Raw genomic sequence first — 26004 nt, 5'->3', positions numbered from 1 at the left:
ACATGACCTCAGTCTACAGGGCGGCTCCGGAATGAACGAAGCCGCCGCTGGGTCGCCGCGGAAACCCGCCTCAGTAGCACTTGTGCCAGGCGGTGGTCATGTCCATGTCCAGGTCCTGGTTGTTCTGGAACCAGATGACGTTCTCCGTCCAGAGCCCTGGGACGTTGAGCTTCCCGGTCGGCCGCGGATTCGGGCAGAGCGACCCCGGGACGACGATCAGACTGGTCGAGGAGTTGTACGTGGTGTTGATGGTGTTGTCCGCCAACCGCATCGCGTAGCTCGCATCGCCGGCACCCGACACGTTGATGCCCTGCTTGGTCGTGTTGATGGTGTTGTGATGGACGTCGCCGCCCATGAACACCGCGTTCGGCCAATTGCTGTCGTAGACCCAGGTCAGCACGCCTAGTTGCATGCCGATGTCGCAGTAGGAGTAGCAGTTGATGGAGTTGCCCGAGAAATCGAAGCCCCGGAAGTCGGCCTTGGTGGGCGTCGCGGCGAGGGCTTGCCAGTTGGTGAGCATGATGCCCGCGAATGCAGGGTAACCGTTATGGATGATCTGGTTGTACTGCATGCGCGAGTTGTTCGTGGCGCCTCCGATGATGATGTCGACGTCCGTGCTATCGGCGACGATGTTGCTCGAGATGTCGCCGTTGCTGACCGTGCCGAGCGTGATGCCGTCGGCGATCAGCGCCGAGTCCACCGGGAAGGGTGAGCCGTTGGTGTGGACGTAGTTCAAGACCACCCTCGCGTTGGTGCCGCCCCATCCCAGGGCCGTCCCGCACATGGCGTTCTTGGAGACGGAGTACTGGATGGTCCGGTTCGACCTGTACTCGCCGACCGCGAGCACGTTGCGCCCGAACGTGTAGCCTTCCAGGCCCGGGTAGGTGGCCCTGCAAAGCATCCTGTAGGCAGGGGCCCCCTGCGCCGCGAGTCTTCCACTCCTGTTGCCGTCGAAGACCAGGTGGTCGATCGTCACGTCGTTGCCGTTGATCACGAACATCCCGTTGTGCTCGCTCACGGACGGGAACGTCTTGGCGTTGAAGAAGGTGTCGCTTGCCTTCAGCACGGCGCAGGCCGTGTTGACCTCGCAGATGCCGCTCGCGGCGGTAGTCCCGCTCGTCTTAAGGAAAAGAATCCGAGCCCGTGCACCGCGTCCCATTGCCTCTGCGTGAAAGGCGGAACGTCCGTTTCAGCTGGGATGTATTGCCTGTTGGCGTGCATGGGGCGTGATACGGAGCAGGCCACGTGCCCCCGTGCATGATCGAGGACAGACCGTGGAAATCCGACACCTCTCCGCCCCCGCCTGGTCGGCGTTCAAGGCCTGGCTGCTCAAGTTGCACGGCGTTCCCATCTCCCACCTCCGGCTCCTGACCGGCGGCTGTCCGGCGGAGGAACTGCCCGCGCTCGCGAAGGAGCTCAAGCGCGTGCGGGCCGACTTCAAGAAGCGCCCCAACGAGGTCTCGGCCCCCGCGGATGAGCGCCTCCGGAAGGACTACGCGGCGCTCGGTGTGCCCTGGTCCGCGTGGAGCGAGGTGGCGAGCGAGGTCCAGCGCGACCTGAAGCGCAAGCGGTACGCGCGCTGGACGGGGGCGGATGCGCTCGAGTTTCCCGAGGGGCCTCCCGCCGGGGACCTGGTGACCGTCTTGTTGTTCGGAGGCGTGGAGCAGGCGCGAGCCCATCTGCTGCGCCGCGCGTCGCTCGCCGCGGGCTCGCTCGAGGCGCTGTGGTGCCGCTGGCTGGCGGGTGAGCCGCTCGAACCCGGGACGCTGCGCTCGTTCGCGGGCGCGCCGGAGCAACTCGCGGAGCCCCTCTACACTCCAGGCATCGAGGAGGTGCTGCCGCTGTTCTTCGTCGAGCCCGACCCCGCACGCGCTGAGCGGGCGCTGGAGGTCGCCTCGGCCCAGATGGGCTCGTCCCGGTCGCAACCGTTGATGGACTTCCTGCGCTCCCTGCTCGGCTTGTGGCGTCAGGACACTTCGGTGGAGGAGGTGAGGGCGCGCTTCGATGCGTATGTCGCGACCGTTTCGCCCTCCGGCGTCGCCCATCTGACCGCGCCCGCCTATCTGTATGGCCGATACATAGAGGCACTCCCTCCGCACGCGCTGCTGGAACAGGTGGGCTCGCGTCTCGAGCGCATCGCCGTGCCGGCCAGGGTCGCCGATGTCCCGCCCGTCATGGAGGCCCTCGCCGCGCTCGAGGAGTTGACGGCCATGGGCCTGGGCCTCCGCGTGGAGCAGCGGCCCGGGGATGTCCTCATCTCCGCCCAGGAGCCGGAGACTGGGGGAGGGGACGAATTCCTGTAGCGCCGCCGTCTGCGATTGACGTCATCCGGAACGGGTGGACTGTCGAGTTGATGCGATGCGCAGCGAGCACACTTCGAGAGTTGTCCTGAGGATAGAACGCATGGGGCCTCGTTGAGGGAGGCGGGCTGAACCCGTTCATCCACAACGTGGGGCCTGTATGCTTATCGAGGCGCGACATCTCCGGATGTCGCGCCTTTCCCTCAAGGAGCCCCATGTCCTTCTTTCGTCAGTTGTTCGCCGCGACCCTCCTCGCCGCCTCCGTGGCCTCCGCGGAAGCCCCGAACGCGAGCTACGAGGAAGCCTCCTCCAGCCAGACCATGCTCGGCCCCATCTGTCATGAGAGCATTTGCGACACGGACCAGGACTGCCGGAACTCCTGCCCCAGCGCTCGCACCGCGACCTGCGTCCAGAACACCTGCGAGTTCACCTACACGGGCGGTGGCGGTGGCCCTGGTGGTCCGTTCTGCACCGAGCAGATCTGCACCGAGAACTGGGAGTGCAGCTGCAACGGCGTCGCGGGCTACTGCGGCTCGGACTGGACCTGCCACTTCTGACGCCGGGCTATCGGCAAGCGAAACGCGTTACGCCGCAAGCGGCGGGCCGAACCATCGGGTCAGGGCCTCTCGCAGACCCTGGTCCGTGCCCGCCCCGACCCACGCGACGTGCCCGTCCGGTCGAATCAGCACCGCGACGGGCGCCGTGACCGCGCCGAGCACCGGGAGCTCCCACGCTCCCGTGTAGCGCGCAGCGACGCACCGAACCCGGTCCGCCCAGGGCATGACCTCGAGCGTGCCGGGCTCGCCCAGGTCGAGCAGCACCGGCCGCGCGGCGTGCAACAAGTGGAACACGCGCCGGGGGCCGTCGGCGGTGACCAGGTCGAGGTCCGGCATGCGGCGCCCGAGCAGCGGGTGTCCGTCGCCCAGGTCGTAGCGGACGTCCAGCCCCGACATCATCGCCGCGTACTCCTTGCGTGGCCCGTCCATCCGCAGCAACTCGGACAGCGTCTCGCGCACGGCGTCCATCCGCGCGTCACCGCGGCTCAGCGCGGTCTGCGCCATGGTCTTGCGCAGCGCACGGGCCGCGACGGGGTGCCGCTCGGCCTGGTACGTGTCCAGCAGGTCCTCCGGCGAGACGCCGCGCACGACCTGGGCCAGCTTCCACCCCAGGTTCACGGCATCCTGCACGCCGAGGTTGAGCCCCTGTCCGCCCATGGGCGAATGCACGTGGGCCGCGTCGCCGGCCAGGAGCACCCGCCGGTCTCTGTAGGCCGCCGCCTGCCGCGTCATGTCGGTGAACCTGGAGAGGTACGTGGCGCCGCGCAGGCCGTAGTCCGTCCCGTGGAGCGCGACGAGTCCTTCGCGCAGAGTTTCGAGGGTCGGCGCGTCGCCCGTGCAGACCTGCTCCTCTCTCAGCACGACGCCCACGCGTCCGTCCTCCAGCTTGCCCATGGCGTAGGTGCCCTTCTCGTCCCGGCGGATGCCGAACGTCGGCGCTCCGGTCATCTCGACCTCGGCGATGAGGTAGCTGATGGACGCGTCCCACCCCGGGAACCCGATGCCCGCCTGCTTGCGGACGAGGCTGCGACCCCCGTCGCATCCGACGAGGTACTTCGCCCGCAGCGCACGGCCGTCGGACAGCGCGACGTCGACGCCGGTGTCGTCCTGCGCGAAGCCCGTCACCTCGCACCCACGGTAGATGGGCACCGCCAGCTCGGCCACCCACTCCGCCAGGATGCGCTCGAAGCGCTCCTGCAAGAGCGCGAGCCCATGGTTGTGACGCGTCGGGAAGTCGCTGAGGTCCAGGGGCGCCTGCCCGAACGCGACGTTCTGGACCGCTTGCCCTTGCGAGGTGAAGCGCTCGACGACCCCTCGCTGGTCGAGCACCTCCAGGCTGCGCGCGTGCAGGCCGCGCGCGCGTGAGCCGGCGACCTCCTGACTGGCGCGCCGCTCGACGATGGCCACGTCCACCTGCGCCAACGCCAGCTCCGCCGCCAGCATCAGCCCGGTCGGGCCTCCTCCAGCAATCACCACCGCGTGCTGCGTCACCCTGTCCGTGTGCATCTCTCCGACCTCCCGCTCGTGGACCGAAACGGGCGATGGTGGAGCATGGCCGGGGGGGCTTGCGGCAACACCCGGGGTCTGGCATTTGCTGGCTGTGGAAAGAGGGGAGAGGCAGGAGGGAGAAGCGATGGCGCAGTCGGAGCAGGGGAGCGCGAAACCGTACTGGGTCCTGGCCGTGGGCGTGGTCCTGGCCGCCGCGCTGCCCATCACCTACTTGTCCCTGACGCCCCTCCTGGCGCCTCCCGCGGAGCCCGGTGACCTCTCCAGCCCCACGCTCGCGAAGGTGCTCAACGAGAGCATCGACACGGCCGTGGCGGACCTGGACCCGAAGAAGTGGCCCGGCCTGATTCCAGAAGCGGCGGCCAACTCGCGCGTGTTCCTGCGAGAGGTGGCCGAGGTCGTTGCCCGCTGCAGCAAGGGGCCGCTGGAGCCCAACCAGAAGTACAATCGGATGTTGTTCCATCTGGTCGGCGTGGATGGCTTCCGCTACGAGCCCATCACCTCGCGGGGGTGCGGCGAGGACTCCCTCATCTTCCGCGCCACGTTCAAGGACGGTCGCATCACCGAGGTCTTCACCGACGGACGCGAGCGGCGGCACTCCCTCGAGGAGGTGAAGCACCTGGTCAACATCCGCGAGTTTGGAAAGGTGCTCATCTCCTCGGACAAGCAGCGTCATCCCGAGCGCTACTACCCGCCAGCCCCGCCCCAGGCGCCTCCTCGGGATGTCTCAAAGGATTGGGAGTAAGACCTGCGGCATCAGGGTGCCCGTGTCTTGCTTTCAACCCGTCCCTGCGGGGTTGGGCTTGCCATCAACTCCTCGCACGCCACGGCCCACGCACGCTTGCCGGGGTAGAACGCCTCGTGGAGGTACGCCCAGGTAAGACGCTGAACGGCTGCGACCCTCGCGGGGTTCTCGTCGGTCGTCTCCGTCACGCGATACCCGGAGATTCCACCCAGCATGTGCTCGGCTCCAAACAGCGTCAGAAGCGACTTGGGGCCCGGGCTCAAGGTGTACGCGTCCGTGAACCACTCCGGACCGAGGACGGTCAAAGGAGAATGGTCCTGGTCGCCCGCCACGACGAGGGTCGGCGTGGTCATCTCCGTATAGACCTGATTCAAATACGGAAAATGCTCACGCGCGAGAGGGCTCAGTGCATCGCCCACTCGGCCACCTGCGCAAAGCAATACGCCAACCTTGATCCGGGGATCGGAAAGGTCGTCACTCAATCGGCCATCCGGCCCCCGGATTCTCGCGCCGAGCAGCATGGCCGTCGTCTGCGCCCCGAATGAGTGTCCAGCCATGGCGAGCCGGTTGCGATCGACGCGGCCCGTGAGCCCCGGAACGGACGCTTCGATGACGTCCAGATGATCGAGGACGCGCGTGACATCCTCGATGCGGAATTTCCAGACCAACGGGCTCCGTGGATCCTCCGGTCCGAGGCCGAACGTCCTCGAATCAAGAAACGTGGGTTGGATCACGACGAAGCCACGAGCCGCCCAATAATGCGCAAGGGGAAGATAGCCGTCCGACGACGAGCCATGGCCGTGCGCGAAGACGATGATGGGCAAACCGCTTCCCGTGACGGGCGCGGAGACCCGCACTTCCAGATCCGCGCCACGCCCCGGTGCGGGGAGGACGACTGGACGCACCGACACCACCGGCGCGGGCGCTTCATTTCGAGGGATGGATTTGCTCATGGGTCTTGGGATACGGCCTGCGCTATGGACGGTCCATGCGCAAAACTCCAAACCTGTTAGCTGAAAAGCCAACGCCGTTGGAGCTCAGGGATCCACGTGGAGACGCGGTCGCTGACGTGCTCGGCGCCTCGTTGATCCGCCACGCTCTCTACAATCCCATCGAGGCGCGCGTGCCGTGGGGGCTTCGCATGCCCCGCCGGAATCGCGCGAGCTTCTACCTTGTCGCGCATGGCAGCGCGCGACTCGAGGTCGAAGGGGCGCGAACGCATGTCCTCTCGCCTGGAGATGTCGGTTTCGTCCCTCACGGCACGGCTCACGTGCTGCGCGATTCGGCAGACAGCGAGTCGCTCCCGGTCTGCGACGGTTCGTACTCACTCAACCGGCGGCCCCTGCGCATCGGTGGGCGCGGCGCGGCGACCACCCTGGTCGCTGGCTTCTTCGAACTGAGCGACGGACTGGGCCCGGTGCTCCTTCAAGGCGTGCCGCCGCTCGTCGTCTTGTCGGCGAGCGACCCTGCTTCGGTGCCTTGGGTCTCCGCCGCGGTTCAGTTCATGCTCGCCGAGAGCGCGTCGCCCCGACCGGCGAGCAACATCGTGCTGCAGCGTCTTGCTGACGTGCTGTTCGTGCTCGCCCTCCGCTCGACGGTAGGGGAGGGGCAATGTCAGCGCGGCGCCATCGCCGCCGTGGCCGACCCACGGATCTACGAATCGCTGAGCCTCATGCATGCCCGCGTCGCCGACCCATGGACCGTCGACCTGCTCGCGCGACGCGTGGGCATGTCGCGCTCGGGGTTCGCGGCGCGCTTCACGGACCTCGTGGGAGAGTCCCCGCTCCAATACCTCGCGCGCTGGCGCATCGCGCGGGCCGCGGAGCTGCTTCGCGACACCACCGAGAAGGTGGAGACCATCGCAGGCCGCGTGGGGTACGAGAGCGTTCCTGCATTCAGCCGCGCGTTCAAGCGTTGGCAGGGCACAGGCCCGGCAGCGTTCCGGCGCGAGTCCTTCGCTCACTCAGCTGAGAAGCGCTCCCGTTGACTTCGCGCTCGGGGCGTGACGGAGGTGAGCGTCCCTCCCGCCCGGCGCTGAAAGGAACACCGGCCAGGTATGGGGTGGACCGGCCGGGCCTGGACGGAGTAGAGGAAAGTCCATGTCATATTTGTTCTCTAAATCGGCTGCGGCATTGCGCACCGCATTGGTGCTTGGAATGGCCGCCAGCACCCTCGGCGCTTGTCGCGACAAGGATCCGGCGCCCAACGCCCCGACGCCGCCGGTCGCCCGCGATGTCATCCTCGAGGCGGTGGAAGACACGCCCCTCGAGGTGGACCTGCCGGCCAGCGGTAAAGGGGCACTCACCTTCACCATCGTCGATGCACCGGACCACGGCACGTTGAGTGAGGTCCGCGCCAATGGCTCCATCACCTACACCCCCGCCGCCGACTACAGTGGCGAAGATGCGCTCATCTTTCGTGCCACCAACAGCCAGGGCCAAAGCTCCCAGGGCACGGTGACCCTCACCATCACCCCGGTGAATGACGCGCCCGAGCTCTCCTCGGTGGCCAACCAGACCCTCGCCGAGGACAGCTCGACCGGTGACCTGGCGTTCGCCCTGAGCGACGTGGAGACCCCCGCCGACGGCCTCACGGTCTCCGCCACGTCCTCCAACCCCGCCCTGGTGCCCAACGCTCCCGCGAACCTCATCTTCGGAGGCTCCAGCGGCAGCCGCACCCTCAAGGTGGTTCCCGTCGCCAACGCCAGCGGTTCCACCACCATCACCCTCTCGGTGAGCGATGGCTCCGCCACCACCTCCACCACCTTCACGGTCGACGTCACCGAGGTGAACGACGTTCCCACCCTTTCCCCGGTGGCTGACCAGCGCATCCCTGCTGGCAGCTCGACCGGCGATCTGGCTTTCACCGTGGGCGACGTGGAGACCGCCGCCGACGGCCTCACGGTCATCGCCACGTCCTCCAATCCCGATCTGGTGCCCAACGCCCCCGCGAACCTCGTCTTCGGGGGCTCCGGCACCAGCCGCACCCTCAAGGTGGTTCCCGTCGCCAACGCCAGCGGCTCCACCACCATCACCCTCTCGGTGAGTGACGGTTCCGACACCACCTCCACCACCTTCACGGTCGACGTCGCCGTTCTTGCGCGCCTCTACTGGATGACCGCCTCCGGCTCGCTGTGGCGGGTCGACGTGAACGGCGCGAATGCCATTGAGCTCAAGACCAGCATCAGCGGGGCGTCTTCCATCGCGGTCGACCCGGTCACCCGGACCCTCTTCTACAATCGCGACAGCGCAATCGTTCGAGTGGACAGTGATGGGGCAAACCCGGTCGATGTCGTGGCGAACGGAGGCTTCCCCAGCGGGCTTGCCGTCGATTCGACGAACCGCAAGCTGTACTGGTCCGACTTCAACGGCAAGCGGGTCATGCGCGCCGAGCTGGACGGCAGCAATCCCACGCAGGTCGTCGGCAACATCGATAGTCCGTCCGCCCTCGCGTTCGATGTCCCGAACGGCAAGGCGTATGTCATTACCTATAACAACACCAAGCTCGTACGCTTCAATCTGGATGGCACCAACCTGGAGACGGTCGCTTCAAGCCTGGGCGGACAGGGCGTGGGCCTGGCGGTCGATTCGAGCGGCGGGAAGGTGTACTACTCGACCCGCGGCGCCAGCCTCTATGTCACCAACCTGGACGGCGCCAGCTCCACTGCCCTGGTGACCAACCAGAGCACGGTGCATGGGATTGCCATCGATGTCACGGCCGGGCGGGTGTATTGGGCGGATTGGCTGGGGACCGCGGTCCGGAGCGCGAATCTGGCCGACGGTGGAGACATCCAGACCGTGAACTCGGGCAGCGCCAGGAACCTGGGGCTGGCCTGGATGCCTGCGGAGTAGCCACGGCGCCCCTTCCGCTCCCCGAGGTTTGATTCTCTCGGGGGGTGGGGGGCGCGTGGCCTACGGATGCTTCACTCCGGCGTGACCTTGAGCAGCTTGCCGTTGGTGGCGTCGGTGAGCAGGTAGAGGGCGCCCTCGGGACCCTGCACCACCTCGCGGATGCGCGAGTTCAGGTTCTTGAGGAGGTGCTCCTCGCCCACCACGCGGTCATTGCGCACCATGAGCCGCACCAGCGTCTGGGCGGCCAGTCCGCCGATGAACATGTTGTTGCGCCACTCGGGGAACAGGGTCCCGGAGTAGATGGTCATCCCGGAGGGCGCAATCACCGGGTCCCAGTAGTACACGGGCTGCTCCATGCCCGGAGCCTGGGTGCTTTGGTGGATGGGCGCGCCGGAGTACTCCTCGCCATATCCGATGGTGGGCCAGCCGTAGTCCTTGCCCGCCTCGGGGCGGTTCACTTCGTCACCTCCCTGCGGCCCCATCTCCACCGTCCACAGCCGGTTCTGGCTGTCGAGCGCCGCGGACAGGACGTTGCGGTGACCGATGGACCAGATCTCCGGCTTCGCCTCCGGGTTGTTCAGGTACGGGTTGTCCTGGGGCACGCTGCCGTCGGGATTGATGCGGACGATCTTGCCGAAGTGGCTCTTCACGTCCTGGGCCTGGACACGGCCCGCGAGGATGGAGCGCTCCCCGAGCGTGACGAACAGCTTGCCGTCCGGGGTGAACACCATCCGTCCCCCGGAGTGCAGCGTCGACTCGAGCGTGGGCATCATGCGGAAGATGACCTGGACGTTCTCCACGCGAGGCTGCGCTCCGTCCACCAACCGCGCGCGCGCCACCGCCAGCCCGTTGCCGCCCGTGCGGGGCTCGGTATAGGTCCAGTAGATGCGCTGGCTCTCTGCGTAGTCCGGGCCCACCTCCACGTCGAGCAAGCCGCCCTGACCGCGCGCGTCCACGGCGGGCAGGCCGCTGACGGCGGGGGACTTCGCGCCCTGCTGCGTGACGATGTAGAGCGAGCCGGTGGCCTTCTCCGTCACCAGCATGCGCTGGTCCGGCAGGAAGGCGATGGCCCAGGGGTTCCTGAAGCCCGAGGCAATCTCGGTGACCTGGAAGGGCGTCTTCGTCTGGATGGCGGGGACGCGCGTCTGCCCGGGGAAGGCCGGCGTGTTTTCAGGCACGTTGGGCGGGCCCCGCGGAACCGGGGGGCCGCTGGGGAGCGGATCTTCCGGAACGCCCGCGTCTTCAGTGACACCCGCGTCTGCTGTGACGCCCGCGTCTTCAGTGACGCCCGCGTCCTGTGGGGGAACGCCCGAGTCCTGCTGCGTGACGCCCGAGTCCTGGGGTGTGGTTTCTGGATCCTCCTGGCAACCGACCAGGAGGGTGGCGACGATGAGGGACGTTGTCAGGATGCGCATGCGACTCACTCCAGAGGGGGAAAAGGAGGAAGGGTCGAACATCTCGTTCTTCGGGTCGACTGGGAAGGGCGCGTTACGACGGGTGGTGGTGGTGGACATCCGACTGCGCGTCCCTACACTCCGCGGGCACTGCGACCCTTCGCGGGTCGGAAAGGACGAAGTGAAGACGATGAGGAACCCGCTTTTCGGCTGTATGGCCTCCGCGCTCATGACCCTGGCGGCGACGCCCGCGCTGGCGCAGCTCCAACTGCCGGCCCCCAGTCCCGCGGCGAAGGTGTCGCAGGCGGTGGGTGTCTCCGAAATCTCCGTCGAATATTCCAGCCCCGGAGTGAAGGGCCGGAAGGTCTGGGGCGAGCTGGTCCCCAATGACAAGGCGTGGCGCAGCGGCGCCAACGCGGCGACGAAGATCACCTTCAGCCACCCTGTCACCTTCGGCGACAAGGCCGTCCCGGCCGGTTCCTATGCCATCGTCAGCCTGCCCTCGCAGAAGGGCTGGAAGGTGATGCTGAACACGGACCTGGGCCTGTGGCGCGGCGCCGCGCCCTATGACGCCTCCAAGGACGTGGCCTCGGTGAGCGCCACCACCGCGGCGATTCCGGCGCGCGAGCGCCTGACGTACCTCTTCACCGACACCACGGACACCAGCACGCGGCTGGACCTGGAGTGGGAGAAGCTGCGCGTCTCCGTGCCCATCACGGTGGACACCGCCGCCTTCGCGAAGGCCAATATCGAGCAGGCGGAGAAGAGCGCGGCCAGCATGCACGCGAACGCGGCCTCCTACCTGGCGGGCACCCCCCAGGACCTTCCCGCCGCGCTGAAGCACGCCGACGCGGCCGTGGCCGCCAACCCCACGTGGTACGCCCACTGGACTCGCGCGAACGTCCTGTCGCAGATGGGCAAGTACGCCGAGGCCCGCAAGGCCGCGCAGACCGCGTGGGACCTGGGGCAGAAGGACAAGAACTTCTACGCCCGTGATCAGGTCACCCAGTCGCTGGCGGAGTGGAAGAACAAGAAGTAGCCCGCTTTCGCTCCCGGGGCCCCTCAGCGACCGAGGGGCTCCGTGAGGAGCCGGCGGTAGAGCGCCTCGTAGCGGTCGATGGCGGGGGCCATCTGGAAGTGCTCCAGGACCCGCGCCCGCGCGCGGTGTGAGAAGCCCCGCCAGCGCTCCACGTCCTCGACCAGCGTGAGCACGTGCCGGGCCATGGCGGGGACATCCCCCAGCGGCGCCAGGAAGCCCGTCTCTCCGTGCGTGACAAGCTCTGGGATTCCGCCCAGGTCGCTGGCCACCACGGGAATGCCGCAGCTCAGCGCCTCCAGCGCGGCGAGCCCGAAGCTCTCCTGCTCGCTGGGGAGCAGGAAGACGTCGGAGGCGGCGAGCAGCTCCTCGAAGCGGTCCTGCTTGCCGAGGAACGCGACGCGGGCCTCCAGGCCCATCTCCCGCAGCATCCGCTCCGCGGGCGAGCGCTCTGGACCGTCTCCCACCATCACCAACCGGCAGGGACGGCGGCGGTGGACCTCCGTGAAGATGGAGACCACGTCGACGATGCGCTTCACCGGCCGGAAGTTGGAGACGTGGATGAGCACCGGCTCGTGGTCTTGCAGGGCCGGGAAGAGCGCGCGCAGGCAGGCGCGGTCGCGTACCGGGGCGAAGCGCGCGGTGTCCGCGAAGTTGGCGATGACGTCGATGGGGACGTTCTCGGGGATGTCGAAGCCCCGCCACGTCGCGCGGCGCAGGTAGGCCGACGGCACCGTCACCGCGTCGCTGCGCATGATGGAGAAGCGCGTAATCGGCAGGTAGCTGGGGTCGATTCCCACCAGCGTGGTGTCCGTCCCGTGCAGCGTGGTGACGACGCGCGGCGCCCTGGGGCCCAGCACCTCGCGCGCCATCCACGCGGCGGTGGCGTGCGGCACCGCGTAGTGGACGTGCAGGATGTCCAGGCGCTCGTAGCTGGCGACCTCGATCATCTTGGAGGCCAGCGCGATGGGATAGGTGCTGGACTGCTGGAGCGCCGGGTAGTCGCTCTCCGTCACCTCGTGGAAGACGACCTTCCGGTTCGCCCCATGGAGCCGGACCGGCAGGTCCCGGGCGATGAAGTGGACGCGGTGGCCCCGGTCCGCCATCGCGAGGCCAATCTCCGTGGCGACCATGCCGCTGCCACCGAACGTCGGAAAGCAGGTGATGGCCACGTTGAGCGGGGCGTTCATGGGCGTGCTGGGAAGAACAGGGGCCGGGCGAAGCTATTCCTGCGGAAGTGGTCGAGCGGGTCGGCCAGTCCCAGCGCCTCGCGGAGGATGTAGGGCTCGCCGTGGGTGACGCCAATCTGCGCGCCGTGGAAGCGGTCCCGGGCTTCCAGCGAGGACAGCGACAGCGGTGAGCCCACCAGCGTGGGCGGCGCGTCCGGGCGGGGCATCACCTGGCTGGCGTAGCAGTGCACCGCCGCGAGCTTGCGCTCGTAGACGGCGGAGACGTCGATGATGACGCCAGGCTCGGCCAGGTGCCGCAGCGGATAGTAGAGGACCTGCCGCGGCGTGAAGGGCTCCGCGGCGGACTGCGCGTCGAACTTGCGCACGCCCGCGAAGAAGAGGGCGCGCGTCACCAGCGCGCTGGCCGCCTCGTGGTCCGGGTGTCGCTCCTGCTCCCAGGGCACGACGACCAGCTCCGGACGCAGGCGGCGCAGCGCCTCCACCACGCGGACCACGGCGGCGGTGCGGGCGCGCTCGGGCTCGGGCGTGTCGAAGCCCGCCCATGGATTGAGCCAGCCGTCTGGAAGCTCCAGGTTCTCCCGGTGGGCCAGCCCCAGCGCGCGGGTGGCGGCTTCTGTCTCCTCCGCGCGGGATTGTGGCGTGCCGCGCGAGCTCTTCTCGCCGCGCGTCAGGTCGACGATGCCGGTGCGGTAGCCGCGGGCGGCCATGCTCGCCATCAGCCCGCCGCAGAACAGCTCCACGTCATCCGGGTGTGGGCCAAACGCGAGGACGTCGATGTCGTAGGCGGTGTTGGTCGCGCTCATGGCGTCAGGTCCTTCGAGTCACCGGAGAAGGGGACACACGCGTCGAGCACCTGCTTCGTGAAGGCACGCATCCCGATGCGGCAGGCGAAGTAGGGCAACCCCAGGACACGCTCCTGGGGCGCGTCCTCCGGGAAGAGGAACGTGCGCAGGCGGTCCACCTGTCCGGCCGCCGTGGCATCGCGCCGGGCGAGCGCGCGGCGGTAGCGGCCCGTCAGGCGGGACACCGCGACCCGCACCGTGCCCTGGGTGCGGCGCAGCGCATCCTGGAGGCTCGCGTCCACCGCCGACACCTGTCCGGCGACGCGCTCCAACTCGGAGGAGAATGCGCCGAAGAGGCGGGCCTCCAGGGCCTCGGGCGTCTCCACCGGCTCCGGGGCATTCCGCGTGGCCAGCCGCGTGAGCAGCGTGTCGCGCGGCACGTTCACCTCATCCGGCTGGAGCCCCACCTTGCCCAGCCACCGGCGCGCGCGGTCATCGAGCACGCGGAAGCGGGCCCGGGGAATGGCGAGCGGCATCGGCTGGCCCGCGTGGGCGTAGAGCGGCGCCAGTTGCGCGAAGTAGGCCAGCTCGCCCGGGCCGCCGACATACGCCGCCGTGGGGAGCCAGGTGTCCTGGAGGAAGGGGCGCAGCAGCGCGGACGTGGTGAAGCGCAGCGGTTCACGCTCCAGGGCGGCGTGCAGCGCGTCCTGGGGGATGGCGCTGCCTTCCGGGTGGCCCACCAGACTCCAGGCGCCTGCTTCCGCCGGATCCAGCCGGTAGCGCGGGCCATCGAGCGCATCCGGTGAGAAGAAGCTGAGCGGCGAGCCGGGGCGGACATGGACCTGCACCGCGTAGCCCGCGCGGGTGAGCGCCTCCGCACGGGCCGCGAGCACCGCGGAGAGTGTTCCCGCTTCCTGGAGGGCGAAGCGATGCACGGGCGCGGCCAGTGGCGCCAGCCGTGCGTCTCTCGGGTCGAGGAAGACCAGGCCCTCGTCGGCGAAGAGGGACGACAGCACGTCGGTGAAGGCACCCGCGAGCGTGGCTTCGGGACGGTAGGCCTGCTCCAGCAGGGAGAGGAACTCCTCCGCGTGGGGCTCTGCTCCCAGCTCGGCGCGGAGGGTGGCCAGGGCAGGGAGGACGCTCGGGCCCAGGTGGCGGTGGGCGATGGGCGCTCGAGACGTTGCCGCATCTGGAAGCTCGAGCGCCAGGCGACAGGGCCCTTTGCCCGGGCGTGGGATGACACAGTGGTCGATCTCCGGAAGGTCGTGGTCCTCCGTCTGGAGCCAGAAGACGGGAACGCAGGGCCGGCCGGTTTCTTCCTGGAGCGCGCGCGCCGTGACGATGGCGGACGCGGCTTTGTAGAGCGTGTACAGCGGGCCCAGGAAGAGGCCCATCTGCTGTCCCGTCACCACCGCCACGGTGCCGGGCCGCGCGAGCAGCGCGAGGTTTCGCTCCCGGGCGGGACTCGGCGCGAGGCGCGCGTTCTGCGCGGCGAGGACGTCCAGCAGCGCGGGCGACACCGTGCGCGACGCGGCGGCGGCCACGGCCCGGGCGCGCGCTTCACGGTGCCGATAGTCATCCGAAAGGAAGGAGAGCGCGGACGCATCTCCGCGAAGCCACGCGGTCGAGAAGGAGGACGTCACGGCCTGCGGTGATAACAGGTCGCGGCGGGCCCGCCACCGGAAGTGCGTGCTCGCACGTCGCGTCCGGACGTGACGGCGGGCGTCATCCCGGAATGAATGCGGACCGCGCGGGTTGGTATAGGGTCCGTCCGGATGCGGAACCTGCTCCTCGGAATGATGCTGGCCATGAGCCTTGGATTCGGGTCGACGGCGGTGGCGCGGCCAGCCCGGCAGCTCCACGCGGGTGAAATCGCGGCGGGCCTGAAGCGGCTCGGAGTGACGGGCAGTGTGCTCTATGTCGCGGCCCACCCGGACGACGAGAACACGCGCCTGCTCGCATGGCTGGTGGGAGAACGCGGCCTGCGCGCGGGTTACCTGTCCGTGACGCGTGGGGATGGTGGGCAGAACCTCATCGGCACCGAGCAGGGCGCCCTGCTCGGGCTGATCCGCACGCATGAGTTGCTCGCCGCGCGGAGTGTGGACGGCGCGGAGCAGCTCTTCACGCGGGCGCGGGACTTCGGTTATTCGAAGAGCGCGGAAGAGACGCTGCGCATCTGGGGACATGAAGCGGTGCTGGCGGATGTGGTGCTCGCCATCCGGCGCTTCCAGCCGGACGTCATCATCACCCGCTTCACCACGGAGCCTCCGAACCACGGCCACCACACGGCCTCCGCGCTGCTGGCGGCGGAGGCCTTCATCGCCGCCGCCGACCCGAAGCGCTTTCCCGAGCAGTTGTCCGAGGTGAAGCCGTGGAAGGCGGACCGCCTGCTGCAGAACGCCTCCTCATGGTCGTTCAAGCCCGATGAGGACCTGTCCCGCTACGTGAAGCTGGAGGTGGGCGGCTACGACGCGTTGCTCGGGCGTTCGTGGGGCGAGGTCGCCGCGGAGAGCCGCAGCCAACACAAGAGCCAGGGCTTCGGCCAGGCCGCGGACCGGGGCCCCGCCGCCGAGTACTTCACGCCGCTGGCGGGGACGCTTCCGAAGCGCGAGGTGTTCGAGGGGCTCGACTTCTCCTGGAAGCGTTGGACGGGCTCGGAGGCGGTGTCCCGCGCGGTGGCCGCCGCGACGAAGGCGTTCGATGCGCGCGCCCCCCACCGCTCCCTGCCCGCGCTCGTCCGCGTCCACGAGGCGCTGACCGCGCTGCCTGACACCCACCCGTGGAAGGCGCCCAAGCTGCGTGAGGTGGAGGCGCTCATCGCCCACTGCGCGGGGCTGTTCCTGGAGGTGCGCGCCGCCGCGCCCACGGGCATCCCGGGGCTGCCCGTGGCGTTGGACGTGGTGGCGCTGAACCGCTCGCCCGCCGCCGTCGAGTGGGTGGGGCTGACACTGCCAGGCGGGAAACCCGAGGCCGTGGGGAAGGCGCTGGCCGCGAACGTGCCCCTGAAGCTGTCGCGCACGGTGACGCTGCCGGCGACGGCGCCCATCTCCACGCCCTACTGGCTCCGGGAGCCTGTCACCGGAGGGCTCTACACGCTCAAGGGCGAGGACCGCGCGCTCACCGGCCAGCCAGAGGGCGTTCCCGCGCTGTCGGTGGCGTTCGAGTACCAGGTCGCGGGCCGGCGCTTCCGCGCGGTGCGTCCGGTGGTCCACGCCTGGACGGACCCGGTGCGCGGCGAACTCTACCGTGACTTCGAGGTCGTCCCGCCCGTCACCGCCACGCTGGCGCAGGACGTGCTCATGTTCCCCAACGGCGAGTCCCGTGCCGTGCCGGTGGAGCTGGCCGCGGGGATGGACCAGGTGCCGGGCACGGTGCGGATGGTGGCGCCGCCCGGCTGGCGCGTGGAGCCCGCGTCGGTCGAGTTCAAGCTCGCGGCGCGCGGAGACGAGCGCACCGTCACCTTCCATGTCACGCCGCCCCCGGGCGCGACGCAGGAGGGAGCCCTCTCCGTGGAGGTCGACGTGGGGGACCGCGCCTGGTCGTGGAGTGCCCGTCCCGTGTCCCATCCCCACATCCCGCCGTTGACGGTGCGCCAGCCCTCCACGGCCACGGGGGTGCCGTTCTCCCTGGCCATGAAGGGCAAGCGCATTGGCTACATCCCCGGTCCGGGCGACCGCGTCGCGGAGAGCCTGAGCGCGGTGGGCTACGACGTGACGCTGCTCCCCGAGGAGCGGCTGGCCCGGGAGCCGCTGGAGCGCTTCGACGCCATCCTCGTGGGCGTGCGCGCCTTCAACGCCAACACGCACCTGGCCGTCCACCGGGAGCGGCTGCTCCAGTACGTGGAAGGCGGCGGGCGGCTGGTGGTGCAGTACAACACCAACAGCCGCGTGGGGCCGCTCACGTCCTTCGTCGGGCCCTATCCGCTGGAGATTGGCCGCGACCGGGTGACGGATGAGACGGCGGCGATGACTCCCGTGCGGGCCAATGAACCGCTGCTGCGCGCGCCCAATGCGCTGACGGCCGCGGACTTCGAGGGCTGGGTGCAGGAGCGTGGCCTCTACTTCGCGTCGTCGTGGGACGCCCGCTATCAGCCCGTGTTCGCCATGCACGATGCCGGCGAGGCGCCGCTCCAGGGCGCGCTGCTGGTCGCGCGTCATGGCAAGGGCACCTTCATCTACACGGGCCTCGCCTTCTTCCGTCAGCTCCCCGCCGGGGTTCCCGGCGCCTACCGCCTGTTGGCCAACATCCTTTCTCCATGAGCACCGCTCCCAACCTGACCCCTCCCGAGCCCGCTGCCGCCGCCGCCCCCGCGCGCCGGCCCGAGCTCGATGACGCGCCGCCGCTGCTGGGCTCCTGGCGCAACATCTACATCCTGGTGCTGGGCGCCTTCGTGCTGTTCGTCGCCGTGTTCTGGGGACTCACCGAGGCGTACGCGTGACGGGGCTCGACTGGCTGGTCCTGGGCGGGACGATTGCGTTCATCGTGGTGTGGGGCCTCTGGAAGTCCCGGGGGCAGGCCACCAGCGACGAGTACATGCGTGGAGGCCGTGAGCTGCGGTGGCCCACCATTGGCCTGGCCGTCATGGCCACGCAAGCAAGCGCCGTCACCTTCCTCTCCGTCCCCGGGCAGGCCTACGAGGACGGGATGCGCTTCGTGCAGTTCTATTTCGGGCTGCCGTTCGCGATGATCATCATCAGCGCGGTCTTCGTGCCCATCTACTACCGGCTGAACGTCATCACCGCGTACGAGTACCTGGAGTCGCGATTCGACCTGAAGACGCGGCTCTTGGGCGCCTTCCTCTTCCTCATCCAGCGCGGGCTGGCCGCGGGCATCACCCTCTACGCGCCGGCCATCATCCTCTCCACCATCCTCGGTTGGCCGCTGGAGCCCACGGTCATCGTCATGGGCGCGCTCGTCATCCTCTACACGGTGACGGGAGGCTCCAGGGCGGTGAGCCAGACGCAGAAGCAGCAGATGGTGGTGATGATGGGCGGCATGGTGGTGGCCGCGGCGGTCATCCTCTGGCGCCTGCCGGAGCACGTGTCGTTCGGCAAGGCGGTGGACGTCGCCGGCGCGTTCGGCCGGATGAACGTGGTGAGCTTCGACTTCGACATGCAGGACCGCTACAACTTCTGGTCCGGCATCACGGGAGGTCTGTTCCTGTCACTGTCTTACTTCGGCACGGACCAGTCCCAGGTGGGTCGCTACCTGACGGGCCGCTCCATCTCCGAGAGCCGGCTGGGGCTGCTCTTCAACGGCGTGCTGAAGATCCCGATGCAGTTCTTCATCCTCTTCGTCGGGATTCTCGTCTTCGTCTTCTACCAGTTCAGCACGCCGCCGCTGCTCTTCAACGACGCGCTGCGCACCCGCGTGCAGGGCACGGCGCAGGCGGCCGAGTACGCCGACCTGGAAGCGAAGTGGGAGCAGGTCCAGTCCGGCAAGCGCGCGGAGGTGGAGCGCTACCTGTCGGCCGTCGAGTCGGGCGACGTGGCGGCCGGCGAGGCGTCACGGGCGCTGCTCCAGGGCGCACAGCGGCAGGCGAGCGAGGTCCGCAAGGAGGCCAAGGCCATGGTGGCGCGCGCGCTTCCGGGCGCGGAGACAAAGGACTCGGACTACATCTTCATCGCCTTCGTGAAGCGCTGGTTGCCCAGCGGGCTGTTCGGGTTGCTCATCGCCGTCATCCTGTCCGCGGCCATGAGCTCCATCGCCAGCGAGCTGACGGCGTTGGGGACCACCACGACGGTGGACTTCTACCGGCGGGTGTTCCGGCCCGGCGCCTCGGACCGGCAGGTGCTGGTGGCGTCCAAGCTGTTCACCGTGTTCTGGGGGCTGGTCGCGGTGGCCTTCGCGACCTTCGCTTCGCTGCTGGACAACCTCATCCAGGCCATCAACATCCTGGGCTCCATCTTCTACGGCACGGTGCTGGGCCTCTTCCTGGTGGCCTTCTTCGTGAAGCACGTGCGCGGCCATGCCGTGTTCGCGGCGGCCGTCATCTCCCAGGCGACGGTGATTGCCCTCTTCTTCCTCTCCGACGTGGGCTACCTCTGGTTCAACGTCATCGGCTGTGCGCTGGTGGTGGTGCTGAGCCTGGTGATGCAGGGCGTCCTGCCGCGCGGTGAGACGCCGGTCCCGGCGACGGGGGCCTGAGGCTGGCGCTGGGCCTGGTCGCCGAGCCATGCCCGACCCGAACTCCCGGCGGAGGACCTCGCAGGCGAGAAGTTCTCCGAAGGCGACGAAGGGGAGGGCACCGGGGGCGGTGTTTCCGCGGCGGTCACCCAGTGCAAGCGCGCGTGCAACAGCAACTGCAAGGGCGCCAGGAACAAGTCGAAGTGTGTGGGCGAGTGCCGCCGTGCCTGCGACTGAGTGCTACGGAATGCGCCCCCTTCGTTACTCCATCGTGTTCGAGCGTGACAGGGTAGCTGTGGAGGTGTCCCACCTGGCCCGAGGAAACCCTTGGCCCGACGCGGAGCGACCGCACGTCGCGCCACCGTAGGTCGAGCCGGTGCCTCCGTCCGGAGACAGGCGGAAGGGAGAGACTTCGCGACGGGGCGTGGAGGCGCAGGTCGTAGTGCCCGGACTTCCCGGAGTAGGTATAGGCCAGCTTCAGACGAACGGTGGTGCCCTTGTTCGAACCCCGCCGCTCCACCTCGCTCCGGGTGACGGTGCCCTCGACGGACGGCCAGCTCGCGGACTGCACCTGGAGGACCGTGTTGGAGATGGCGGAGAAGTCCGCTGCGACCGGAGCGCCGAACCGACCTCAGGCGCACCTCCCGAGGTCGTTCGAGAATCATGGGCGCGGGTTCAGGGCTTGACGCTCCACGTGTTGTCGTCTTGCAGTGTCGCAGTGAGTGAGTAGACATTGTCCGGGTAGACGACCGGAGCCGTCTGGGTGACGGTCTGGATGTCCAGCACCGTCCCCACTTTCTGGTCAACCCCGGCCGCAACCCAATACGAGGGCGTGGGCGTAAAGACATGCTTGAGGTTGGCGCCGGCCTGGGTCGCGAACGTCCCGGCATCCCCCATTCCGATGCCCACCGAGAACTGGGAGTTGGGGACGTCAGACTGATCGTAGATGGTCAAGGTCCCGAGGCCGCCGCCGGGCTGCGCCGGAGTCAGGTTCGGGCCAGGCTTCACCGAAAACTCGGTCGTGTCCCCGACTGAGGGATCCGCATCGATTGACATCCCTGCCACGAACGGCACGCCGGGCTGCAGGACACCCGTCTGTCCCCAGAGGAAGGTGTAGTTGATCGTCCACTTGAAGGTGATCTGTGCTTTCGGCACGATCATGTACGGGCTGGCGAGCCACGCCAGCGAGAAGATGTCGCTCGTCTGCTCCGGAAACGTCTGATACACATAGAAAATCCACGGCTCGGCGGATTGATTCACCATGGTGAGGGTGTAGGTCGTGCCGTCGGCGGCCGAATTCACAGCCCCCGCCTCGAAGCCATAGGGATTGTCTCTTCCACGCGCCTGTGTATCCACCTTGGCAACGTAAGCGCTCTCATCTTGCGGGAGCGTCATCTCGGGCGACACGTCCATGGCAAACATCATGGGTTTCTCTCCGGTGGGGGGACTGCTGTTGGCGGGTGTGTCTGAACAGGATGTTCAAGGGGGTTGAGCGTGGGCTCGGGCGTCCCCTTGAGCACGCGTCGTGCCAGCCCACGCTGACGCGGTGACGGCAGTGACAGCCGTGGCGGTGGTGGCGCTGTCGCGTGCACGCGCCTGTCCTGGACATGTCCGGACATGTCCGGACGCGGACGGCTTCAGTCTCGTCAGGGGGCGTGTCGCGGTACCGGGGCGGGCGCGCAGACGCGGAGGCCGATGCGGATGTCCCTCGACGAGGGCTCGTTGGGCATGCGCGAATTGGAGCGGTTGGAGATCCGGTCGTAGTACCAGGACCCGCCGCGGGCCACCGCCTCTCCGGGCTCGCGGACCGACCGCACCCATTCGATGACGTTGCCGGCCAGGTCCATCACCCCGAAGGGGCTGGCGGAAGCAGGGTGGGCCCCCACCTCGTCTGGACCGAAGCCCAGCGGTTGCCGGCCATAGGTCTCATCGAAGTTCGCGTCGTCCGGCGCGAGCAGGTCGCCCATGGGGAACAGGCGGGCGTCCGCGCCACGCGCCGCGCGCTCCCACTCGTATTCGGAACACAGCCGGGCTCCCGGAACGCGCCCGGAGCGGTCCAGCCATGCGAGGTACGCCCGTGCGTCCTCTAGCGAGATGGCCGAGATGGGAAAGCGCAACCAGTCCTGCACGGCCCTGTGGGCGCGGCCCGGGTAACGGATGGGCTCGCCGCTGCTCGCGGAGAGGGGGTGCTGCGTGGGCTGCAACATGAGCCGCCAGCCCGCCGTCTCCCGGGTGAGCGCCAGCGCGCCGGCCGTGGAACGCACGCCAGGCGTCCGTCGCCTCCGCTCGTCCGGTGGCAGCGCCTCAAGGAACGCGAGCCACTCGGCGAACGTCACCTCATGGCGGGCGATGAGGTACCCCCCGGTCGTCACCTGCCGGAGCGGGGGCGCCTGGAGGAACTCGCGCCGCAGGGCCTCGTCGTCGCTACTTCCGAAGAGGAACCGGCCCGGCGGGACGTAGACGAAGCCCTCCGGGACGTCGGCCGCCCGCGGCAGGGGGATGCGCGCCTGCAGGTTCTCTCCCGATGCGAGCACCACCGGCAGGACGGCGCGCGTCAGGCCCGGCGCCTGGAAGGTGAGGACATAGGACCCCGGGCCCGTAGCGAGGGCGTGCGACGCGATGGGCGTCGGGCCCAGGGAGATGCCTTCGGACAGCCTGGGCGCTCCGGGCACGCCCGTGTCGTGCTGGAGCAGCACCTCCGCGCCCGGTGGCTCCGTGGCGAGGTCCAGGACCGGCGGTGCGAGGAGCTGGCGTTGGCCGGTGCCGTCGTCATCGAGGCTCGCCAGCCTGCGCAGGGCTTCGCGCCGCTGTCCGGGACGGAAGAACCACTCCGCCAGCTCCATGCGCCGGATCAGGACCTCCGCGAGCAGTCCGCGGGCCTCCCGCCGCGAGCCGTCCAGCAGCAGGGCGGTGTCGAGCGCCTGCGTGGCGCGCTGGTAGGCCTCGTCCGCGCGGCCATCGCTCTTTCGTGCCTCGGCCCAGGTCTCCTCCGGCGGCCCTCCCTCTGCCACGGCCGGAGCACCGGTGAGGGCGCGCTCCCCTCGCGCGTCCCATGTCTGGAAGGCGTCCGCGCGCGAGGCCTTCGCCGCGGAGTGGTGGGCCCGGGCTTCGGTGATGGACGCCCGGGCTTCATCCAGGTGCTCCTGCACGGTGCGCTCCAGCGCGTGGCGGCCCTTGAGCCAGGCCGTTCCCCCCGCCACCATCGCGGTGAGGGGCAGGGCCAGCGCCAGCCCCAGGCGCCGCGCGAAGGTGCGCCGGAGCGCCCGCCGCGAGGCCTTGAGGAATGCAGCTTCCCGCCGCGTCAGCGCGAGGTTGCCGGCCGCGGTCACCACGTCGAGCTCACGCCGGCTCCACAGCGCCGAGGCGGGGCGGTCCGCGCGCTCCCAGCCGGCCGCGGCGAGCCTCACCCGTTCGAGCAGCTGCCGCTCCTGGTGGGCCGCTTCAAGCCATCCGCGCAGGGTGGACCAGCCCGCGAGCAGGGCTTCGTGCGCCACCTCGTGGACGTGCGACTCGCCGTCCTGCCGGACCACGACGAGCCGCGCCCGGACCAGGGCCTCCAGCGCGATGCGATTCGCGGAGGTCTCCGCACCGAGCTCCCCGGTGGTCCGCCGGACCCGGGCGCCTTCCGGGCTGATGAGTCGCAAGAGCAGGCCGCGAGCCGCCAGGCGCGCATCGGGGGCCAGCGCCGCCAGCGCTCCGTCCGCGTGACGTCCCAGGGCCCCGGCCACGCCCCCGAGCGCCTCCAGCGACGCCTCCCGGATGTGCTGTGTCACCCGGTCGCGGGCATCCCACAGTTCGGCGAGCGTGAACTGGAGGATGGGCAGTCCTCCCGGGGCGTGGGCGGAGGACGCCACGAGCGTGTCCACCAGGGCCTCCGTCTCGAACGCGACGCCCGTCACGCGCGCCGGACCGACCACGGCCTCGCGCGTCCCTTCCGGGCCCAGCGGCTTGACGAGGAAGAGGGCGCGCGCCACTTCATCCTCCAGCCCCGGCAGCGCCGCCAGACGCGTGAAATAGTCACCTCGCACCGTGGCCAGCGTGCGCACCCCCCGGGCCAGGATGGCCAGGTGCCCGAGCACCTGCGTGAAGGCGGACGCCTCGTCCGGCTCGCTCTGGGTGAACAGCTCCTCGAGCTGATCGATGAACAGCAGGGTGCCCCGCATGGGCCCGGCGGCGCGCAGGGTCCGTGCCATCGCCGCGGGCTCACGCCGCACCTGGGCGGCCAGCGTCTCCTCGGACAGGCCGAGCCGGCTCGCCACCGCGGCGACCAACGCCGTGAGGGGCCGGCGCCCGGGCATGAGCGACAGCACGGTGTATGCACAACCGTCCTCGAGCCCCGCTTGCGTGACGAGCGGCGCCACTCCCGCCCGGCACAACGAGGACTTGCCCACGCCCGAGTCCCCCGCGACGAGCACCAGCGCCTGGGCGCGAAGCCGCTCATGGATGGCGCGGATCTCCGCTCCGCGTCCAAAGAAGAACCCCCGGTGCTCCGCCTCGAAGGCCTGGAGCCCGCGATAGGGATTGCCAGGGGGGACCGGCACCGGGGCGCCGTCCTCCTTCAGGCGTTCGAGCTCCGCGCACAGGGTGTCTGCGGAGGCGAAGCGCCGTGCCGGATCGTATTCCAGACACCGGAGGATGATGGCGCGCAGGCGGACGCCGAGCCCGCTTCCGGAGGGCTCCGGCTCCGGGTTGGGTGCGCGCGCTTCGGGGGCCCTGGGTTCGTCCACCGATCCGCTCGCGGTGAGCTCGTCGAAGGGGCGATGGCCCGCCAGCAGTTCATGAAGCACCATGCCCAGGCCATAGACGTCTCCCCGCGGGCCGGGCGGTTCGCCACGCAAAGCCTCCGGCGCCATGTACCCGCGCGTGCCTGCGATTGGGACGTTGCGCCGGGCCGCGGGCGCGGCGTCCTCCGGAGCCGCCGTCCAGGAGAGGGCGAGCCCGAAGTCGACGAGCTTCACCTCGCCATCTGGAAGCACCATGACGTTGTCTGGTTTGACGTCGCGGTGGAGCACCTGCGCGCGGTGCGCGGCGGCCAGTCCCCGTCCCAGTCCCAGCGCGATGGCCAGGACCCGCTCCGGGGGGAGCGGCGTGGACAGGCTCCCCAGGGAGTCACCGGGCAGGAACTCCTGCACCAGATAGGGGTGGGAGCCCACTTCCGAGACCCGGTACACCGTCACCACGTTCGGATGGCGGAGGCGGGCGAGCGCCCGGGCTTCGGCGAGGAGCCGGTCGCGCTGGCCCGGGCCGGACCGCTCAGCGCCGATGAACTTGATGGCGACCCTCCGCTGGAGTGCCGTGTCTTCAGCCAGGTAGACGCGGCCCATTCCCCCCTGGCCCAGCAGGCGGATGAGGCGGTACTCGTCGAACGCTGGGGGAGGCTCCCAGCCCTCCGGGCCGGAGGCGCTCAAGGCATTGGAGGAAACGCGCAGTTCCCACCCTCACAGGTTTTCGGCCCGAGGGGATCCCCGCCGCACGCGGGACAACGGGTGCGGAGCCCGCCCCCCGACCCATCGTCCGTGACGCAGTACTCGTTCTTCCAGGTCTGGGTCAGCAACAGGAAGGGCACGCCCCCATCGAAGTACTCCCTCAAGGGGGTCCCCGCCTTGCCGGGCTGCTGGCAGTCGTAGCTCGCCTTCAGGCGCGCTCCTGGCGCCCCGTGGATGCTCGAGAGGGGGGCGGGGGCGTAACGCGGCCGCAGACAACTTCCCCCGCCTGGCATCACCCCGAAGGGCAGGGCGCCTTGCTCGTTCCAGGCGGCCTCGAAGAGCAGCGGCGGGAGCCCTCCGCCGTCGAAGGTGTCCTGGGTCTGGATGCCATGGCCATCGACGAAGTCGACGTAGGTGCCCTGGCACGTGAAGGGCTCGCCGTCACCGTTGTAGTCGGCGCGCGCGGCCCGCACACACGCCTGGAACAGCCGCGCGAGCGGGGGGCCTCCCTCCCACTCCTGATCCGGGAGGTAGCCCCAGTGCGCGCAGACGCCGACCGCGCCCGTCGTGCAGCTCGCCGTGAAACAGGGCGCGTCGCCGCCTCCGTCGTTGAAGCCTCCATCCGGCATCCAGCAGCCGGGGATGATCACGGCCTTCCCTTGATAGAAGTCGCCCGCGTCCGGTGAGCATTCATTGGGGTTCTGCGTGCGATAGCCCTTGCCGGCGCAGACGTTGCGGTTCAGGGCGACATCGGTCACGGTATAGAGCTTGAGCCTGGCGCCCGCGTCTTGAAGGACCGCGGGCAGGCACGGGTCCACGGGCGGGACCTCGGTGATTCGATAGGGCCGCTCATCGCTGCCCGTCCAGATGCCGACGACGCCGTCGAACCGTTTCCGGAAGAAGACGCTGCCGCCATCGACTCCAGCCCAGCCGGTAGGGCTTGGCGCCTGAGGGTTGACGTGCTCCGGCTGCGGGAGCGTGGCCGCGCGGGAGGCCTGGGCCCGCGGCCCGGATGCGATGAGCACGGCACAGTCCTGGCCGCTCAGCGCCGCCATCAAGGCCATCATCGACAGGGGAAGCAGAGAACGCAT

Annotated in this window: 19 protein-coding genes; 9 read left to right on the top strand and 10 right to left on the bottom strand. The window is 69.3% G+C overall.

From position 1 onward, the window contains the following. Positions 1-70: 70 nt before the first annotated feature. Positions 71-1066, bottom strand: coding sequence for a hypothetical protein (locus GTZ93_RS29060; RefSeq protein ID WP_257978901.1), 996 nt, complete (start codon positions 1064-1066; stop codon positions 71-73). A 208-nt stretch (positions 1067-1274) separates the two neighbouring features. Between GTZ93_RS29060 and GTZ93_RS29055 the strand changes: the two genes are divergently transcribed. Both GTZ93_RS29055 and GTZ93_RS29050 read left to right on the top strand, forming a co-directional pair. Next, entirely contained in the window at positions 1275-2303 is a 1029-nt protein-coding gene (locus GTZ93_RS29055; RefSeq protein WP_139915008.1) for a hypothetical protein, read from the top strand. Between the two features lie 212 nt (positions 2304-2515). Further along, on the top strand, positions 2516-2857 hold the full coding sequence (locus GTZ93_RS29050; RefSeq protein ID WP_139915007.1) for a hypothetical protein: 342 nt from the start codon (positions 2516-2518) through the stop codon (positions 2855-2857). A 27-nt stretch (positions 2858-2884) separates the two neighbouring features. On the opposite strand, the gene GTZ93_RS29045 is transcribed toward GTZ93_RS29050, so the two are convergent. After that, positions 2885-4363, bottom strand: a complete 1479-nt coding sequence (locus GTZ93_RS29045; protein ID WP_139915006.1) for an FAD-dependent monooxygenase — start codon at positions 4361-4363, stop codon at positions 2885-2887. Positions 4364-4490: 127 nt separating this feature from the next. Here GTZ93_RS29045 and GTZ93_RS29040 point away from each other — a divergent pair, with 127 nt between their 5' ends. Next, positions 4491-5108 carry a hypothetical protein gene (locus GTZ93_RS29040; RefSeq protein WP_257978900.1) on the top strand — a complete coding sequence of 206 codons (618 nt, stop codon included), beginning with the start codon at positions 4491-4493 and terminating at the stop codon, positions 5106-5108. A gap of 11 nt (positions 5109-5119) precedes the next feature. Here the strand turns inward: GTZ93_RS29040 and GTZ93_RS29035 are convergent, their stop codons facing one another. Then, a complete protein-coding gene (locus tag GTZ93_RS29035; RefSeq protein WP_139915005.1) occupies positions 5120-6061 on the bottom strand; it encodes an alpha/beta hydrolase family protein in 942 nt (313 codons plus the stop codon). A gap of 35 nt (positions 6062-6096) precedes the next feature. On the opposite strand from GTZ93_RS29035, the gene GTZ93_RS29030 reads away from it, so the two are divergent. Together GTZ93_RS29030 and GTZ93_RS29025 are read left to right on the top strand one after the other, a co-directional pair. Further along, positions 6097-7095: an AraC family transcriptional regulator gene (locus GTZ93_RS29030; RefSeq protein WP_139915004.1), complete on the top strand. Its 999-nt coding sequence runs from the start codon at positions 6097-6099 to the stop codon at positions 7093-7095. Positions 7096-7207: 112 nt separating this feature from the next. Further along, positions 7208-8959 carry an Ig-like domain-containing protein gene (locus GTZ93_RS29025; RefSeq protein WP_161663137.1) on the top strand — a complete coding sequence of 584 codons (1752 nt, stop codon included), beginning with the start codon at positions 7208-7210 and terminating at the stop codon, positions 8957-8959. A 71-nt stretch (positions 8960-9030) separates the two neighbouring features. Here GTZ93_RS29025 and GTZ93_RS29020 read toward each other — a convergent pair whose 3' ends face one another. Next, positions 9031-10374 carry a PQQ-dependent sugar dehydrogenase gene (locus GTZ93_RS29020; RefSeq protein WP_139915003.1) on the bottom strand — a complete coding sequence of 448 codons (1344 nt, stop codon included), beginning with the start codon at positions 10372-10374 and terminating at the stop codon, positions 9031-9033. Positions 10375-10534: 160 nt separating this feature from the next. Here GTZ93_RS29020 and GTZ93_RS29015 point away from each other — a divergent pair, with 160 nt between their 5' ends. Then, entirely contained in the window at positions 10535-11392 is an 858-nt protein-coding gene (locus GTZ93_RS29015; RefSeq protein ID WP_121752510.1) for a DUF2911 domain-containing protein, read from the top strand. Between the two features lie 23 nt (positions 11393-11415). On the opposite strand, the gene bshA is transcribed toward GTZ93_RS29015, so the two are convergent. From bshA to bshC, 3 genes are read right to left on the bottom strand one after another with little or no spacing between them, the layout of a single operon-like run. Beyond that, positions 11416-12579, bottom strand: coding sequence for an N-acetyl-alpha-D-glucosaminyl L-malate synthase BshA (gene bshA, locus GTZ93_RS29010; protein WP_139915002.1), 1164 nt, complete (start codon positions 12577-12579; stop codon positions 11416-11418). Continuing rightward, the gene (gene bshB1 / locus GTZ93_RS29005; protein ID WP_139915001.1) at positions 12576-13382 is read right to left on the bottom strand and encodes a bacillithiol biosynthesis deacetylase BshB1; all 807 of its coding nucleotides are present in this window, start codon (positions 13380-13382) and stop codon (positions 12576-12578) included. Before bshB1 ends, bshA begins: the two co-directional genes overlap by 4 nt. Next, positions 13379-15004, bottom strand: a complete 1626-nt coding sequence (gene bshC / locus GTZ93_RS29000) for a bacillithiol biosynthesis cysteine-adding enzyme BshC (protein WP_139915000.1) — start codon at positions 15002-15004, stop codon at positions 13379-13381. The genes bshB1 and bshC overlap by 4 nt, the downstream gene beginning before the upstream one ends. A 132-nt stretch (positions 15005-15136) precedes the next feature. Here bshC and GTZ93_RS28995 point away from each other — a divergent pair, with 132 nt between their 5' ends. From GTZ93_RS28995 to GTZ93_RS28985, 3 genes are read left to right on the top strand one after another with little or no spacing between them, the layout of a single operon-like run. Next, the gene (locus GTZ93_RS28995; RefSeq protein ID WP_139914999.1) at positions 15137-17620 is read left to right on the top strand and encodes a PIG-L family deacetylase; all 2484 of its coding nucleotides are present in this window, start codon (positions 15137-15139) and stop codon (positions 17618-17620) included. Next, on the top strand, positions 17617-17799 hold the full coding sequence (locus GTZ93_RS28990) for a hypothetical protein (protein WP_161663136.1): 183 nt from the start codon (positions 17617-17619) through the stop codon (positions 17797-17799). Before GTZ93_RS28995 ends, GTZ93_RS28990 begins: the two co-directional genes overlap by 4 nt. Beyond that, the gene (locus GTZ93_RS28985) at positions 17796-19508 is read left to right on the top strand and encodes a sodium:solute symporter (RefSeq protein ID WP_139919659.1); all 1713 of its coding nucleotides are present in this window, start codon (positions 17796-17798) and stop codon (positions 19506-19508) included. Before GTZ93_RS28990 ends, GTZ93_RS28985 begins: the two co-directional genes overlap by 4 nt. A gap of 654 nt (positions 19509-20162) precedes the next feature. Here the strand turns inward: GTZ93_RS28985 and GTZ93_RS28975 are convergent. From GTZ93_RS28975 to GTZ93_RS28965, 3 genes are all read right to left on the bottom strand, one after another. Beyond that, complete coding sequence (locus GTZ93_RS28975; protein ID WP_219629086.1) at positions 20163-20900, bottom strand: hypothetical protein; 738 nt, start codon at positions 20898-20900, stop codon at positions 20163-20165. 233 nt (positions 20901-21133) lie between these two features. Then, on the bottom strand, positions 21134-24895 hold the full coding sequence (locus GTZ93_RS28970; protein WP_139919660.1) for a bifunctional serine/threonine-protein kinase/formylglycine-generating enzyme family protein: 3762 nt from the start codon (positions 24893-24895) through the stop codon (positions 21134-21136). Next, positions 24892-26004 carry an ADYC domain-containing protein gene (locus GTZ93_RS28965; RefSeq protein WP_257979286.1) on the bottom strand — a complete coding sequence of 371 codons (1113 nt, stop codon included), beginning with the start codon at positions 26002-26004 and terminating at the stop codon, positions 24892-24894. The genes GTZ93_RS28970 and GTZ93_RS28965 overlap by 4 nt, the downstream gene beginning before the upstream one ends.

The sequence above is a fragment of the Corallococcus exiguus genome (assembly GCF_009909105.1).
Taxonomy (GTDB): domain Bacteria; phylum Myxococcota; class Myxococcia; order Myxococcales; family Myxococcaceae; genus Corallococcus; species Corallococcus exiguus.
This window is presented reverse-complemented; position numbering and strand designations above follow the sequence as displayed.

Bases quoted from the DNA above. Each gene is read 5' to 3' on its own strand.
- GTZ93_RS29050 (WP_139915007.1), top strand. From the start codon at position 2,516: ATGTCCTTCTTTCGTCAGTTGTTCGCCGCGACCCTCCTCGCCGCCTCC.
- GTZ93_RS29045 (WP_139915006.1), bottom strand. From the start codon at position 4,363: ATGCACACGGACAGGGTGACGCAGCACGCGGTGGTGATTGCTGGAGGA.
- GTZ93_RS29040 (WP_257978900.1), top strand. From the start codon at position 4,491: ATGGCGCAGTCGGAGCAGGGGAGCGCGAAACCGTACTGGGTCCTGGCC.
- GTZ93_RS29035 (WP_139915005.1), bottom strand. From the start codon at position 6,061: ATGAGCAAATCCATCCCTCGAAATGAAGCGCCCGCGCCGGTGGTGTCG.
- GTZ93_RS29030 (WP_139915004.1), top strand. From the start codon at position 6,097: ATGCGCAAAACTCCAAACCTGTTAGCTGAAAAGCCAACGCCGTTGGAG.
- GTZ93_RS29025 (WP_161663137.1), top strand. From the start codon at position 7,208: ATGTCATATTTGTTCTCTAAATCGGCTGCGGCATTGCGCACCGCATTG.
- GTZ93_RS29020 (WP_139915003.1), bottom strand. From the start codon at position 10,374: ATGCGCATCCTGACAACGTCCCTCATCGTCGCCACCCTCCTGGTCGGT.
- bshA (WP_139915002.1), bottom strand. From the start codon at position 12,579: ATGAACGCCCCGCTCAACGTGGCCATCACCTGCTTTCCGACGTTCGGT.
- bshB1 (WP_139915001.1), bottom strand. From the start codon at position 13,382: ATGAGCGCGACCAACACCGCCTACGACATCGACGTCCTCGCGTTTGGC.
- GTZ93_RS28995 (WP_139914999.1), top strand. From the start codon at position 15,137: ATGCGGAACCTGCTCCTCGGAATGATGCTGGCCATGAGCCTTGGATTC.
- GTZ93_RS28990 (WP_161663136.1), top strand. From the start codon at position 17,617: ATGAGCACCGCTCCCAACCTGACCCCTCCCGAGCCCGCTGCCGCCGCC.
- GTZ93_RS28975 (WP_219629086.1), bottom strand. From the start codon at position 20,900: ATGGACGTGTCGCCCGAGATGACGCTCCCGCAAGATGAGAGCGCTTAC.
- GTZ93_RS28965 (WP_257979286.1), bottom strand. From the start codon at position 26,004: ATGCGTTCTCTGCTTCCCCTGTCGATGATGGCCTTGATGGCGGCGCTG.